11 protein-coding genes and 1 pseudogene are annotated in these 15,310 nt (G+C 63.7%); 6 read left to right on the top strand and 6 right to left on the bottom strand.

Going from position 1 to position 15,310, the window contains the following annotated elements; all coding sequences use genetic code 11:
- Positions 1-143: 143 nt before the first annotated feature.
- The 4 genes from ACPJXG_RS05795 to ACPJXG_RS05780 form a co-directional block, all read right to left on the bottom strand.
- A complete protein-coding gene (locus ACPJXG_RS05795; protein ID WP_035821422.1) occupies positions 144-1,145 on the bottom strand; it encodes a S49 family peptidase in 1,002 nt (333 codons plus the stop codon).
- A 39-nt stretch (positions 1,146-1,184) separates the two neighbouring features.
- Positions 1,185-1,562, bottom strand: coding sequence for a Rieske (2Fe-2S) protein (locus tag ACPJXG_RS05790; protein ID WP_425253680.1), 378 nt, complete (start codon positions 1,560-1,562; stop codon positions 1,185-1,187).
- Complete coding sequence (locus ACPJXG_RS05785; protein ID WP_425253679.1) at positions 1,559-2,218, bottom strand: HAD-IIIA family hydrolase; 660 nt, start codon at positions 2,216-2,218, stop codon at positions 1,559-1,561. Before ACPJXG_RS05785 ends, ACPJXG_RS05790 begins: the two co-directional genes overlap by 4 nt.
- 89 nt (positions 2,219-2,307) lie before the next feature.
- Positions 2,308-3,303, bottom strand: a complete 996-nt coding sequence (locus ACPJXG_RS05780) for an RluA family pseudouridine synthase (RefSeq protein WP_034754116.1) — start codon at positions 3,301-3,303, stop codon at positions 2,308-2,310.
- Positions 3,304-3,999: 696 nt separating this feature from the next.
- Between ACPJXG_RS05780 and ACPJXG_RS05775 the strand changes: the two genes are divergently transcribed.
- The 6 genes and pseudogenes from ACPJXG_RS05775 to ACPJXG_RS05750 all read left to right on the top strand — a co-directional run bounded on the left by ACPJXG_RS05775 (position 4,000) and on the right by ACPJXG_RS05750 (position 13,510).
- Positions 4,000-7,044 (top strand): Rne/Rng family ribonuclease, encoded by a 3,045-nt coding sequence (locus tag ACPJXG_RS05775; RefSeq protein ID WP_425253678.1) that lies wholly within the window; start codon positions 4,000-4,002, stop codon positions 7,042-7,044.
- Positions 7,045-7,132: 88 nt separating this feature from the next.
- Positions 7,133-8,471, top strand: a pseudogene (chrA, locus tag ACPJXG_RS05770) (chromate efflux transporter).
- A 29-nt stretch (positions 8,472-8,500) separates the two neighbouring features.
- Positions 8,501-9,622 (top strand): GTP 3',8-cyclase MoaA, encoded by a 1,122-nt coding sequence (moaA, locus tag ACPJXG_RS05765; protein ID WP_425253677.1) that lies wholly within the window; start codon positions 8,501-8,503, stop codon positions 9,620-9,622.
- Between the two features lie 62 nt (positions 9,623-9,684).
- On the top strand, positions 9,685-11,532 hold the full coding sequence (gene glp / locus ACPJXG_RS05760; RefSeq protein ID WP_425253676.1) for a gephyrin-like molybdotransferase Glp: 1,848 nt from the start codon (positions 9,685-9,687) through the stop codon (positions 11,530-11,532).
- Positions 11,529-12,311 (top strand): hypothetical protein, encoded by a 783-nt coding sequence (locus ACPJXG_RS05755; RefSeq protein ID WP_425253675.1) that lies wholly within the window; start codon positions 11,529-11,531, stop codon positions 12,309-12,311. The genes glp and ACPJXG_RS05755 overlap by 4 nt, the downstream gene beginning before the upstream one ends.
- Before the next feature lie 290 nt (positions 12,312-12,601).
- Positions 12,602-13,510 (top strand): MHFG family PEP-CTERM protein, encoded by a 909-nt coding sequence (locus tag ACPJXG_RS05750; RefSeq protein WP_425253674.1) that lies wholly within the window; start codon positions 12,602-12,604, stop codon positions 13,508-13,510.
- Between the two features lie 12 nt (positions 13,511-13,522).
- On the opposite strand, the gene rmuC is transcribed toward ACPJXG_RS05750, so the two are convergent.
- Entirely contained in the window at positions 13,523-14,908 is a 1,386-nt protein-coding gene (gene rmuC, locus ACPJXG_RS05745) for a DNA recombination protein RmuC (protein ID WP_425253673.1), read from the bottom strand.
- Positions 14,909-14,913: 5 nt separating this feature from the next.
- Positions 14,914-15,309 carry a group II truncated hemoglobin gene (locus tag ACPJXG_RS05740; RefSeq protein WP_425253672.1) on the bottom strand — a complete coding sequence of 132 codons (396 nt, stop codon included), beginning with the start codon at positions 15,307-15,309 and terminating at the stop codon, positions 14,914-14,916.
- Between the last annotated feature and the right edge of the window lies 1 nt (position 15,310).

The raw sequence follows: 15,310 nt of genomic DNA, 5'->3' as shown, positions 1-15,310 counted from the left end.
CTGACAACATAGTTGATATATCGCCCCTCCTTGAAAAGAACTACGCTTTCACTATAGCCCAAGCAGCCCCTTTTTCAAGCCTATTTACCACCTTATTGAAAATCATTCTCGACTGGCTTGCCTGCCAGCTAACAGTGATGTTCTCAGCGCAACGCCGGTTGTGACTGCTGCACGGCTGCCTTCATGGCGCCCGCGCCCATGGCGGCGCCAAACTTCTTGAGTACCCGTTCCGGCAAGCCTTCATGCTGCGTGTAGTCGACGATGTCTTCCGCCTTGACGACGTCGCGCGCCACGCTGTCGACCGTGCCGAAGTCGTCGGCCAGGCCCATTTCCACGGCTTTCGCGCCCGTCCAGTACAAGCCCGAGAAGGTGTCAGGGGTTTCCTTCAGGCGCTTGCCCCGTCCCGCGCGCACGACGTCGATGAATTGCTGGTGGATTTCATTGAGCATGCTCTGCGCATACGCCTTGTGCTTTTCCGTCAGGGGGCTGAATGGATCCATGAAACCCTTGTTCTCGCCGGCCGTCAGCAAACGGCGCTCGACGCCGACCTTTTCCATCACGCCCGTAAAGCCGAAGCCATCCATCAGCACGCCGATGGAGCCGACCACGCTGGCCTTGTTGACGTAGATGCGGTCGGCCGCGGCCGCGATGTAATAGCCGCCCGAGGCGCACATTTCATCGACCACCACATACAAAGGCTTGTCCGGATAGCCCTTGCGCAGGCGCTGCATCTCGTCGACGATCATGCCGGCCTGCACGGGACTGCCGCCGGGACTATTAATATGCAGCACCACGGCCACGGAGCCGGCATCGGAAAACGCCTTGTCCAGCGCGGGGATGACGACGGCGGCCGAGCCGCTGCCTTCGGACTCGATGGCGCCGCTGATGTCGATCAAGGCCGTATGGCGGCCCAGGGTTTCACTGTCGTCGGCCGTGTTGTAGTCATAAAACACCCACAGGGCGAACAGCACGATCAGCAGGCCGAAAACCTTGAAAAAGATGCTCCAGCGGCGGTGCGCGCGTTGCTCTTGCAAAGTGGCAAATACCAGCTTTTCCAGCACGTCGCGCTCCCAGTGTCCCGCAGGGGCGCCGTGGCCGGCGGCTGGCGCGCTGCTGTCCAGCTTGTCATTCGTGTTATCGCTCATGGTTCACTTTGCTTAAATTACAGAAGGCCTGCCCCGGCCTCAGGCCGGCAATGGCTGAACATATTCGTCGGGCTGCCAGTACAGCTGGCCATCGCGCTCGGTCACGGCGATCGGACGCAAGCGCCCTCCCTTGCAGGGGCCGCCCGCGCACAGGCCGCTTTCCGGCACATAGATGGCGCCATGCGTCGAACACATCAGATACAAACCGCTGGACTCGAAAAACTCGCCTTCCGCCCAGTCCAGTTCGATCGGCACGTGGGCGCAACGGTTCAGGTAGCCATACGCCTTGCCGCCGTGGCGCACGACAAAGCCCGTGGTCGCTTCGCCACCGGCCGAGACGGGAAAGCGCACGCCCTTGCCGCCATCAGCCACGGCGTCGGCGGCGCAAATGTAAATATCGACAACATCATTCATCATGCGTGCTCGCTCAGCCATTGATGCAGCTCGGCCACCGTGGCGGCCGAATACAGGGGATTGCAAGCTTGCAACTGCGCCACGGGATGCGCCCCATACTCTACGGCAATACTGGCCGCGCCTGCATTGCTTGCCATCAATAAATCATGACTGGTGTCGCCGATCATCACGGTACGGCGCATATCCTGCCCCAGTTCGCGCGTCAGCTCCTGCAGCATGGCCGGATGGGGCTTGGAAAACGTTTCGTCAGCACAACGCGTCGCATCGAACAGGGACAGCAGCTTGACGGCATTCAGGGAGCGGTTCAGGCCGACACGGCTCTTGCCCGTGGCAACGGCCAGGAAATACGCTTGCTGCGACAGTTCCTGCAACATTTCGTAGACGCCAGGAAACAGCGCCAGTTCATGGTCGCGCGACAGGTAGTGATAACGGTAGCGTTCCGCCATGCGCGCATGGTATTTCGGCTCCACGTCGGGCATCACCAGCTGCATGGCTTCTTGCAAGCCCAGGCCGATCACATGCGAAGCGAGCAACTCGGTGGGGATAGGCAAGCCCAGGTCTTTGGCCGATGCCTGGATGCACTTGACGATGGTCGAGGTACTGTCTATCAGGGTACCGTCCCAATCGAAGACGATCAGATCAAATTGCTTTCTTGCCATGTTTCCCGACGACATAGCCGCCGGCTCCTTGAGAATGAATGATGGCGACTGACTACCTTGTGAGTAGTGTCGCGCGCACGCGTCGAATTTTATCGTGCAGCAACGGCCAATGGTTTGCCCAAGCTTACCAAGAAACGCTCGCATTCGGCAGCCAGCGGCGCGTTCAGAGTCATCGTCTTGCCCGTTTCCGGATGCGTAAACGTGATCTGGTGCGCGTGCAGGAACATGCGTTTCAGGGCGCCGCGCGTGCTGTCGGCTTTCAACAGGGCACGGTTGAGGGCAAAGTCGCCATATTTATCGTCGCCGGCGATGGGGAAGCCGGACGAAGACAGGTGCACGCGGATCTGGTGCGTGCGTCCCGTTTTCAATTCCGCTTCCAGCAAGGCGAAGTTGTGATATTTATGCAACAGTGAAAACACCGTGTGCGATGCCAGGCCATCGGCCTGCACGGCCACCCGGCGCTCGCCCTCGGCCGTCGTATATTTATGCAATGGCAACTTGATATGCTGGCGTGCATTCTTCCAGTCGCCTGCCACCAGCACCAGGTAGCGCTTGTCGGTGACGCCGTCGCGCATCTGCTCATGCAAGTTCGTCAATGCCGTGCGTTTCTTTGCCAGCAACAGCAAGCCGGACGTGTCGCGGTCCAGGCGGTGCACCAGTTCCAGGAATTTGGCGTCGGGACGCGAAGCGCGCAATTGCTCGATCACGCCGAACGAGACGCCCGAGCCGCCATGCACGGCCACGCCGGCCGGCTTGTCGATGACGAGCAGCTGCGCATCTTCGAAGATGATCTTGAATTCGGCGGCCGGCGCGCCCGTGGGGGCCTTTTCGGCCACGCGCACGGGTGGAATGCGCACCACGTCGCCAGCGGCGAGACGGTACAGCTGATCGATACGGCCTTTATTAACCCGCACTTCTCCCGAACGCAATATCCGGTAGATGTGGCTTTTAGGCACTCCCTTGCACACTCTTAATAAGTAGTTGTCGATGCGCTGGCCTGCTTCTTCCTCGGCGATCGTTACGAATTGGGCTTGCGGCTGAACCGGGGGTGTTGAAGGGGGAACAACATCATTTTGACTCTTCATTTACTATGTCTTCCCAGAAATCTCTCTAAGTCCTTCATTTTGAATATATAATTGTTTTTGCTGCGGCCCTGGCTGCTGCGAGTGTAAGAATAAAAGCACATTTTACACAGGGGCGTCTCCACCGGCCTCGCCAAATTGCAAATTCGGTGGAAAAAAATGTATATGCACCATCCCTGCGCGAATCAAGGTTGCACCGTAGTTGTAATCGGATAACGCGTGGAGATGCTGAAGTGAGTGTGGGATTATAAGGATAAGTACCCGTTAGCGCGACTTATCGAGTCGGGCTCGCGGGTTGATGAAGTTGATAACGCTTGCCGTTTTCGCCAAACCCCGTATGTGGCCAAATACTGAGGGTTGTCGATGATAGGCTGAGGCCAAGCCTCGCCATCGCGATCCCTGTAATGAGCCGGCTAACGATTTTGGCTCTGAATTTGCTGACCACTTGCACTCTCTGCCCCCGATGCAGTTCATTCTCATCCGGGCTGTTTCAGATGAGTTGCAAGTGTCCTGTGCACTCGGCATGACGATCGACCTCACCGCGCCTGTTGCGGCCGTAACGTATACCTCGTACGCGTTGTTGCTCCGCACGCCTGGGCATTTCCCCCGCCAGCACTCCCGTTCTCGCATATATCCCTGTACTTCGCCGCTTCCCCGGAAGCGGCTTTGAGATGGCCTACGGGTCGCGGAGTTATAAAAATGAAACGCATGTTGTTTAATGCCACGCAGCAAGAAGAACTGCGCGTAGCGATTGTCGACGGACAAAAACTGATCGACATCGATATCGAGACAGCCGGGCGCGAACAGCGCAAATCCAACATCTACAAGGGCGTGATCACGCGCATCGAGCCATCGCTCGAAGCGTGCTTCGTCAGCTATGGCGAAGACCGCCACGGCTTCCTGCCTTTCAAGGAAGTTGCCCGCACGTATTTCCGCGAAGGCGTCGACGTACGTAACGCTTCCGTCAAGGAAGCGCTGCGCGAAGGCCAGGAAATCATGGTCCAGGTTGAAAAGGAAGAGCGCGGCAACAAGGGCGCCGCCCTGACCTCGTTTGTTTCCCTGGCCGGCCGTTACCTGGTCTTGATGCCGAACAACCCGCGTGGCGGTGGCGTATCGCGCCGCGTGGAAGGTGAAGAGCGCCAGGAATTGCGCGAAACCATGGATAAACTGGACTTGCCAGCTGGCATGTCCGTGATTGCCCGCACGGCAGGCATCGGCCGCAACGTCGATGAACTGCAGTGGGACTTGAATTACCTGATGCAACTGTGGCGCGCCATCGAAGGCGCCGGCAAGTCGGCCAACGGCGCTTTCCTGATCTACCAGGAATCGTCCCTGGTGATCCGCGCTATCCGCGACTACTTCCAGCCCGACATCGGCGAGATCCTGATCGACACCGACGAGATCTACGACCAGGCGCACCAGTTCATGAGCCACGTGATGCCCGACATGGTGCACCGCGTAAAGCGCTACAGCGACGACGTGCCGCTGTTCTCGCGCTTCCAGATCGAACACCAGATCGAAACGGCGTACAGCCGCACCGTGCCGTTGCCATCGGGCGGCGCCATCGTGATCGACCATACCGAAGCGCTGGTCTCCGTCGACGTCAACTCGGCCCGCGCCACGCGCGGCTCGGACATCGAGACGACGGCCTTCAACACCAACTGCGAAGCGGCCGAAGAAGTGGCCCGCCAGCTGCGCTTGCGCGACTTGGGCGGCTTGATCGTCATCGACTTCATCGACATGGAAGTGGCGAAGAACCAGCGCGAAGTGGAACAGCGCCTGAAAGACGCGCTGCACCATGACCGTGCCCGCGTACAAATGGGCAAGATTTCCCGCTTCGGCCTGATGGAACTGTCGCGCCAGCGCCTGCGCCCTTCGCTGTCCGAAGGTTCGCACGTGACGTGCCCGCGCTGCTCCGGCACCGGCCACATCCGCGATACGGAATCGTCCGCCCTGCAGGTGCTGCGCATCATCCAGGAAGAGGCGATGAAGGAAAACTCGGCCACCATCCACGTGCAAGTGCCCGTGGACGTGGGCGCCTTCCTGCTCAACGAAAAGCGCGGCGAAGTGCTGAAGATCGAAAACCGCCACCGCATCGCCGTGATCCTGATCCCGAACAAGCATCTGGAAACGCCGCACTACAAGCTGGAACGCATCAAGCACGACGATCCGCGTCTGGAAGACAGCCAGGCCAGCTACAACCTGGCTGAAAGCGCTGAAACCGACATGGCTTACAGCAAGCGCCAGAAGGAAGAAGCCAAGCCGCGCCAGGAAGCCGTCGTCAAGACGATCACCCCTGACCAGCCGGCACCGCTGGTCGAGCGCAAGCCCGTCGAAGCGAAACCGGCTCCAGTGGCCGCGCCTGCCGCACCACAAGGCCTGATCGCCAAGATCATCAGCTTCTTCACCGGCGCTCCCGCACCGGTGGCACCGGCACCCGCTCCTGTCGCTCCAGCCAAGCCGGCCGGCGCCGACCGTGGCGACCGCAACAGCCGTGGCCCGCGTGGCCGTGGCCGCAACGGCAAGCCTGGCCGCGAAGAACGCGAACCGGGCCAGGGCCGTCCAGCCCAGGACGATGCCGCGAAAGAAGCGGAAGCACTGGAAAAAGCGGCCCGTCCGCCACGTCCACCGCGTCCGCCACGCGAACCGCGTGAAGCGCGCGAAGGTGGCGATGCAACGGCCGTGCCACGCGAACGCGGTGAGCGTCCGGAACGCGCGGAACGTCCTGAGCGCGCAGAGCGCCCGGAACGCGCCGAGCGTCCGCCACGCCAGCCACGCGAAGGCCGCGAACCACGCGCCGACAAGGCTGTTGTTGCTGAGGTAAAAGCTGAAGAACTGGCCCTGGTTGGCGCCACCGCCAGCGCGGTGAATGTGGTCGTGGCGTCAAGCGGTCCTGAATCCGACGCCGCACCGGCCAACCTGCTGAAAGCACCGGCGAATGCCGGTCCTGAAGGCGATGAGACGGAAAACGACGTGGAAGGCGAAGAGCCGCGCCGCCGCCGTCGTCGTGGTGGCCGCAACCGCAACCGCCGCGACCGCGAAACGGGCGAGCTGATCGAATCGGCAAACGGTGACAACGACGGCCAGGACGCGCCAGTGATCAGCTTTACGGTCGCTCCGGCGCCGGAAGCCGCCGCTGACGTCGCTGCCGCGCCAGTGGAAGCTGTAGCTGAAGCCGCACCAGCGGCTGAAGTGATCGTGCCGCCAGCCCCTGTGGAAGCCGTCGTTGCTGCAGCGCAAGCTGAACCAGCCGCTGCCGAACCAGCACCAGCTGCCGAGTACAGCTTCGCCGAGAAAGCGGAAGCCGCACCGGCGCCAGCGCCTGCGCCAGCGGAAGTCATCGTCGAAGCGGCGCCAGTCGTGGAAACGCTTGCTGTCGTGGAAACCGTCGTCGTGGCGGAAGAAGTTCCAGCCGCAGCGCCAGTCGCCGAAGCGGCACCTGCCGTGGTGGAAGCGGCCCCGGTGGTTGCCGAAGTGGCTCCCGTCGCTGCTCCTGCACCAGCACCAGCACCAGCTCCCGTCGTTGCTCCTGCTCCTGCAGCACCTGCCGCCGCGCCACTGGACTTGAGCGCTGTGCTCGGTTCGGCCGGCCTGACCCTGGCTGCCACCGATCCGGAAAAACTGCGCCTGGCGCAGGAAGCGGCTGCCAAGGCAGTTGCTCCCGTACGCAAGCCGCGCGAACGCAAGCCATTGCCGCCGCAATCGGATGAGCCGTTGATCCAAGTCAACACGCAACGTCCATAAGCGGGCCGGGTTCGCCCAGCCGCCAATGATGAAGGGGAAGCTCAGGCTTCCCCCTTTTTTACGTCCACTTTTTTGCCAGCCAGCCGCCATGCACGAGCACGCCACTCCTTCCCCCGTCAGCCTGCGCAGCGCCTTCTGGTACTGGCTCAAGCTGGGCTGCGTCAGCTTTGGCGGCCCGGCCGGGCAAATCGCCATGATGCATGCGGAACTGGTGGAAAAGCGGCGCTGGATTTCCGAGCAGCGTTTCCTCCACGCCCTGAACTACTGCATGTTGCTGCCGGGGCCGGAAGCGACCCAGCTGGCCATCTACATCGGCTGGCTGATGCACCGCACGCGCGGCGCGCTGGTGGCGGGCCTGCTGTTTTTGCTGCCCTCGCTGGGGGTGCTGATCGTCCTGTCCTGGCTGTACATGGCGTATGGCCACGTGGCCGCCATCGCCGGCGTCCTGTACGGCATCAAGCCGGCCGTCGTCGCCATCGTGCTGGCGGCCGCCTGGCGCCTGGGCCGGCGCACCTTGCGCAGCCCAGGCCTGATCGCCATCGCAGCGACAGCATTTATCGCCATCGCCGCGCTACGGCTGCCATTTCCGCTGATCGTGCTCGCCGCCGCGCTGCTGGGCATGGCGGGCGGGCGCTGGCTGCCGGGCCACTTTCATGCCAACGGCGCCTCGCATGGCGGCGCGGCCCGCTACGGCGCCGCCCTGATCGATGACGACACGCCCACGCCGGAGCATGCGCGCTTCCGCTGGCCGCGTCTGCTGATCACCTGCGCGCTGGGTCTGGCGCTGGCCTTCTTCGTCTGGCTGGGCCTGGCGCTGGCGGGCGGCGCGGACCAGCCGCTGGCGCAGATGGGCGTGTTTTTCAGCAAGGCCGCCCTGCTGACGTTCGGCGGCGCGTATGCCGTGCTGCCCTACCTGGTGCAGGGCGCCACCGACCACTACCACTGGATCACCAGCGCGCAAATGATGGATGGCCTGGCGCTGGGCGAAACGACGCCCGGCCCCCTGATCATGATCGTCGCCTTCATCGGCTTTGTCGGCGGCTGGAGCCATGCCGCAGGCATCACGGGTGAGCAGCTGTGGCTGGCGGGCGTATGCGGCGCGCTCGTCGCCAGCTGGTTTACTTTTTTTGCCCTCGTTCATCTTCATCCTGGCCGGCGCGCCGCTGGTGGAAGCGTCGCGCGGCAATCTGCGCCTGAGCGCGCCCCTGACGGCCATTTCGGCGGCCGTGGTCGGCGTCATCGCCAGCCTGGCTCTGTTCTTTGGCCGCCACGTCTTCTGGCAAGCAAACCCGCTGCCGCACTGGGACTGGCTGGCGATATTCATCGCGCTGGCGGCCGGCGTGGCGCTGATCCGGTTTCAAGTTGGCACCATCAAATTGCTGCTCGCCTGTGCCATCTTCGGCCTCGTGCTATCGTATCTGCCTTGACCGATTTAACGTAAGTGGTATCACCTTTCATGGCTGACAAGATTATCTACCTCGCCGAGGCCCGCAATGGGGCTTTGGTGATCCCCGCGCAGCTGGAAAGCCCGAGCGGCAACGTGGCCGACAGCCTGGGCCGGCCCCTGCACGACTTGCGCATCTCGATTACCGACCGCTGCAATTTCCGTTGCGTGTATTGCATGCCGAAGGACGTGTTCGACAAGAACCACGTGTACCTGCCGCACACGGATTTGCTGTCGTTCGAGGAAATCACGCGCGTCGCGCGCCTGTTCGTCGCGCACGGCGTGGAAAAGATCCGCCTGACGGGCGGCGAACCGCTGCTACGCAAGAATATCGAAAAGCTCATCGCCATGCTGGCCGCCCTGCGCACGCCGTCGGGCCAGCCGCTGGACCTGACCCTGACGACCAACGGCTCCTTGCTGACAAGGAAAGCGCAGGCGCTCAAGGATGCGGGCCTGAACCGGGTCACCGTGTCGCTCGACTCGCTCGACGACGCCACCTTCAAGCGCATGAACGATGTGGATTTCGCCGTCGCCGACGTGCTGCACGGCATCGATGCGGCGCACGCCGCCGGCCTGGGCCCCATCAAGATCAACATGGTCGTCAAGGCCGGCATGAACGAGCAGGAAATCGTGCCCATGGCGCGCCACTTCAAGGATACGCCCTACATCCTGCGCTTCATCGAATACATGGACGTGGGCGCCTCGAACGGCTGGAACTTGCAGGAAGTCATCCCGTCCGCCGAAGTCGTGCGGCGCATCGCCGCGCACATGCCCTTGCTGCCCATCGACCCGAACTACACGGGCGAGACGGCGGCGCGCTGGCGCTATGCGGATGGCGGCGGCGAAATCGGCCTCATTTCCAGCGTCACGCAAGCGTTCTGCGCCGACTGCAGCCGCGCCCGCCTCTCGACCGAGGGCAAACTGTACACGTGTTTGTTCGCCAGCAGCGGCCACGACTTGCGCAGCCTGCTGCGCGGCGGCCGCAGCGACGCGGAAATTTCCTCGGCCGTGGCGCAGCTGTGGCGCGGCCGCGGCGACCGCTATTCGCAATTGCGCACCAGCCAGACGGATTTGACGGGCGGCGCGCTTGAGCACGGTAAAAAGAAAGTGGAAATGTCGTACATCGGTGGCTGAATCGGGCGCGGCGCGGGCCCGCCACTGCTACCATGGCGCATGCACCAATTTCCCTACCTGACATGATCAACAAACACGACATTACCGGCCTGGTCCTGGCCGGCGGCCTCGGCACGCGCATGGGCCAGCGCGACAAGGGCATGCTGCCCCTGCATGGACAGCCCCTGGCGCGCCACGTGCTGCAGCGCCTGGCGCCGCAAGTGGGCCAGCTGGCCATCAGTGTCCACGCGGATGCGGGCGATTACGCAAGCTTCGGCCTGCCCGTGTGGCCGGACGTGCTGCCGGGCCAGCTCGGTCCGCTGGCAGGTTTGCACAGCGGCATGCGGCACGCCGGCACGCCCTACCTGCTGACCGTGCCCTGCGACTCTCCCTTGCTGCCGCCCGACCTGGCGGCGCGCCTGGCCGCTGGCTTGATGCAAAACAATGCCGACCTGGCCATCGCCGTCACCGAGGAAATCGATGCGGCGACGGGTCAGACTGTGCGCCGCCCGCACCCCGTCTTCTGTCTCGTCAAGACTGCCGCCCTGCCCCAGTTAGACGCTTATCTGCGCGGTGGGGAACGCCGCATGCGCACCTGGCACGGCCCCCTGAAGCTGGCCGAAGTACTGTTCGAGAACAATAGCGCGTTCGGCAACATCAATACCCCGGACGAGCTGGCCGCCCTGCAGGCGCAGGGCTTGTCCGTGCCGATGGCGCAAGCCATCCTGGCCGACACGGTCGCGCCCGTCGCCGAGATCGAGGAACTGCCGCTGCCGCAAGCGTTCGAGCGCATCCTGGCGGCCGACATCGTCTCGCCCATCAGCGTGCCCGCGCACGACAATTCCGCCATGGATGGCTATGCGCTGCATGGCGACGACCTCGGTGGCGACACGCCCGTGACCCTGGCCGTGGTCGATACCATCCTGGCCGGCCGCCCGGGTACGGTCACCGTACAGCGCGGACAATGCGCGCGCATCATGACGGGCGCCGTCATGCCGGACGGCTGCGACAGCGTGGTGCCGCAGGAACTGGTACAGCAAGCCAGCGCAAGCAGCATTACCGTGGCGCCCGACTGCATCCGCCCCGGCGACAACCGCCGTTTCAAGGGCGAAGACTTGATGCAGGGCCAACCTGCGCTGCTGCAAGGCAAGACACTCGGGCCGGCCGAACTGGGTTTGCTCGCCTCGCTGGGCATCGCCACGGTACCCGTGCGCCGCCGCCTGCGCGTGGCCTTCTTTTCCACCGGCGACGAATTGCGCTCGATCGGCGAGCCGCTGGACGCGGGCTGCATCTACGACAGCAACCGCTACACCCTGCTGGGCATGCTGACCCGCCTCGGCTGCGAGGTGCTCGACATGGGCATCGTCAAGGACAATCCGCAGGCGCTGGAAGTAGCCCTGCGCGGCGCCTGTGCCTCGGCCGACGTCATCGTCACCTCGGGCGGCGTGTCCAGCGGCGCGGCCGATTTTACGCGCGATATCCTGGAGCGCCTCGGTGAAGTGGCCTTCTGGCAAATCAACATGCGTCCGGGCCGCCCCATGGCCTTTGGCCGGATTGCCAGCGAGGGCGACACGGCTTTGCTGCTGGGCCTGCCCGGCAACCCCGTGGCCGTGATGGCGGCGTTTTATTTCCTCGCCCGCCCCACCCTGCTACGCCTGATGGGCGCCGATGCGGACACGGCCGCCCTGCCGCTGCTGCAGGTGGCGGCGCAAGCGGCGATCCGCAAAAAACGGGGCCGCACGGAATATCAGCGCGGCATCGTCGAACGGGGCCCGGACGGACGCCAGCACGTGCGCTTGACGGGGGCGCAAGGCTCGGGCATCCTGCACTCCATGACGCAAGCCAATTGCATTATCGTGCTGCACGAAGCGCAAGGCCATGTGGCCGCCGGCGACCTGGTCGATATCGTACTATTCCATGGACTGATATGAAACTGATACTGACACTGGCCCTGCTGCAGGGCATGACGGCGTACGCCGGCGAAGTCCACAGCAATGGCTACACGGTGCGCTTCGACGAGCGCATCGAGGAAGCAAGCGGTGACTTGCACGGCGCAACCGCGGGCCGCGTCAGCATCGTGCGCACCAGCGACCAGGCGCTCGTGTGGCAGGAAAACACGCCCTTGCGCCCCGATTGCGGCGTCGTTGCGGCCGTCACCGCCATCAACGACCGCTTCGTGGCCGTGTGCGGCCACTTGGGCGGGCGCCACTACACGCAAAAGATTATCTTCATGCAGGGCAACGCACTCTCCATGGTCAGCGTGGACCAGTACGACTCGCCCAGTCCCGTGCGCGTGGAGCGCAACGGATCGCTGGCCATCGACGTCCAGCGGCGCGACCGCTTTCCTGGCGAACTGACGGGGCCGCATTACTTTCCCACCGTGTACCGTTTGCACCACGATGACGCCACGTTCGGCTTCGTCCCCAGCTTTGACGGCGATGCCGCCGAGCGCTACTGGCAGCACTACCGCGCCACGCGCCAGGCGGCGCCGGCGGCGGCCGTGCTGCCGGAACTGCTGGCCTCCCTGCTGGCGGCCCAGGCCGGCAAGCAATCGATCTGCGCGGAGCTCGACACGCTCGCCGCCGACTTGCAGCAAGGACGGCAGTACGATGCGCAGGGCGCGCGCACCTTGATGCGCACGTGGCTGCACAAACTGCCCGCCATCGGCTATCCCGCCTTCGATACGCAAGCCTGCCCGGGCCGCATCTAGATCATTGCACCGCCGCCTGCCGGCGGCGCATCCCTCAAAACCCTCCGCCCTCCAAACGGCCCGCCTTGCGCGGGCCGTTTGCATTGCCCCTGCGCAATCAATTTCCCCATGCGGCAACTGCTCGCCTATCGAGATAAAAATAATAATTATTTCTTTAAATAACATATCAATAAACACAACACAAATTGCAATAATTTTATTTATTTGTTGATATGAGAGTTTCTTCGGTGATAACATCCGATCTCGCATAAAAATTCAATTTTGATATTGTTTTCACGAGGAAACTAATAATGAGACACTGTTCATGGATCGCGGGCGCCGGCATGCTGGGAGCGGTTTGCCTGCTCGGCATGCTGTCGCTGGCGCCGCTGCCCGCTGATGCCAAAGGGGCCCCACGGGCCGATGTGCTGGAACACTGCAGCTGGAATCGCCCGGGCGTCGACCCGTTCATGGGGGATGTCGTTGCCGCCGTGGACCGCTACCCGGACATCGCGCCGCAGGTGCGCGAGCAATTGAAGGCGCGCATGCGCGCGCGCCAGTATGATGAAATCGTCGTGATCAGCCGCGACGCCATCCGCGGCAAGGGCAATTACGATGCACGCATCAGCGACATGCATTTCGGGCCGGGCCGCGTTTGCCGCAATGTCACGCGTGCAGGCTGGAGCGAGCAGATGCAGGAACGGGGACTCGTGTACTGCGTGCAGGGCGCCTGCATCCTCGTGCCCACCGTGTGCCGCAATGTCAGCCGCATCACGCAGGCGGCGGCCGGGCCGCGCGGCGCCGGTGCTGCCCCTGGCGGAGCTGCGCCAGGCGGCGCAACGCCGGTGGCCGCCACACCTGCGGCAACGCCTGCCACAGCGGGCGTGCCCGTCATCGAGCATCCCGCCGGCGCGCATGGCGGTTCGTTCACGGGCGTGCCGCCGGCCGTGGTGGCCAGCCTGCCCCTGCTGGTCTTCGATGTCGTGCGCACCGGCAACGACACGATGCTGCCGTCGAGCATAGGCGGTGGCCAGCCACCACGCGGCGGCAGCATCATCGCCGAGCCATTCGTCCCCACCGTCATCCTGCCCTCGCTGCCGCCCACCGACCTGTCCGTCCTGCCGGCCGTGCCGGAACCGCACACCTGGGCCATGCTGCTGGCGGGACTGGCGCTGCTGGTCAGCGCCACGCTGCGCCGCCGACCGGCGGCAGCGGCCTGAACGCGGGCGGCGCTATTCGCCGTCCGCCTCGGCGGACAGCCCAGCGTCCGCCTTACCCAGCAGCAAGGCGGCCGCCTCGCCCGGCAAGGCTTCCACGGATTTCAATTTGCGCGCCATCTGCCGGCTGCGCACTTCCGCGCTTTCGATATTCTTCGCCGCCTTTTCCAGGGTCAGGCGCGTTTGCGACAGCACGTCGCCGAACTTGCCAAATTCCGTCTTGACGGCGCCCAGCACTTGCCACACTTCCGACGAGCGTTTTTCCAGCGCCAGGGTGCGGAAACCCATCTGCAGGCTGTTGAGCAAGGCAGTCAGGGTGGAAGGCCCGGCGATGCTGACCCGGTGCACGCGCTGCAATTCGTCGGCCAGGCCCGGACGGCGCAGCACTTCCGCATACAAGCCTTCCGTGGGCAGGAACAGGATGGCGAAATCCGTCGTTTGCGGCGGCGCCAGGTATTTCTCGGCAATGGTTTTCGCCTCGCCCCGCACGGCCCGTTCCAGCTCGCGTCCGGCCAGGGCCACCCCGTCGGCATCGGCGCGCTCGGCCGCTTCGACCAGGCGCTCGTACTGTTCCTTGGGGAACTTCGCATCGATCGGCATCCACACGGGCGGCCCGCCATCAAGCATGCCCGGCAGCTTCAGGGCGAATTCCACCCGCGCGCCGCTGCCCGGCACCGTTTCCACGTTCTTCGCGTACTGGTCGACAGTGAGTACCTGCTCCAGCAGCATTTCCAGCTGCACCTCGCCCCACGTGCCGCGCGTCTTCACATTGGTGAGCACCCGCTTCAAATCGCCCACGCCCAGCGCCAGCTGCTGCATTTCGCCAAGCCCCTGGTGGACTTTTTCCAGCCGCTCCGACACTTGCTGGAACGAGGCCGTCAAACGCGTCTCCAGCGTCGCGTGCAGTTTCTCGTCGACCGTCTTGCGCATCTCTTCCAGGCGCGCGCCATTATCGGCCTGCAAGTCGCGGATCTTGTTTTCCAGGGTGGCGCGCACTTCCAGCATGCGCTGCGCATTCGATTCCGTCAGCTGCGCCAGCGTCTGGTTGGTGCTGTCGGCAAAGCGCGCCAGGCTTTGCGCCTGCTCCTCGCGCCCGACTTTCCCCTGCGCCTGCATCTGCGTGCGCAGGCTGTCGAGCTGTTGCAAGGTCGCCGCCTGGAATTGCGCCAGGCTGGCGGCCAGGTCTTGCCGCGTGGCTTGCGCCGACGCCTGCAGTTGCAGCCGCACTTCGCGCTCGACCCGGTCGATGCGTTCCAGGCTTTGCTGCTGGTGCTGCTGCACCAGGGCCAGGGTGGTGGCGCCATCGCCTGTCGCGCCACGGGGGCGCAGCAAGATCAATAGCAATAAAACGATGGCGACGATGGCGGCGCCCAGCAGGCTGTAAAACTCGATAGGGCTCATGGCTGTCAGTCAGGTTTGTTGCGCATCCAGTCGGCCGTCTGATAGAACGATTCCATCAGGCGCACGCGCAAGGACTCTTCGATGCCCGTGTCTTCCATGGCCCACGCCATGGCGCGCAACCACTGGTCGCGCTCGCTGGTGCCGATGGCGTAGGGCAAGTGACGGGCGCGCAGGCGCGGGTGGCCGAATTTCTCGATATACAAATCCGGCCCGCCCATCCAGCCCGTCAGGAAGAAATACAGCTTGTCGCGCGAGCCGTCCGTCGATGGCGGATGCATGACGCGGATGCCGGCGAACTCGATTTCGAGCTCCATCAAGTCATAAAAACGGTCGACCATTTCGCGCAGCACGGGGGCGCCGCCGATGGTCTCGTACAGGGTGGGGGCAGTGGTATCAGTCATG

The sequence above is a fragment of the Janthinobacterium sp. NFX145 genome (genome assembly GCF_049810325.1).
Lineage (GTDB): Bacteria > Pseudomonadota > Gammaproteobacteria > Burkholderiales > Burkholderiaceae_D > Janthinobacterium > Janthinobacterium rivuli.
This window is presented reverse-complemented; position numbering and strand designations above follow the sequence as displayed.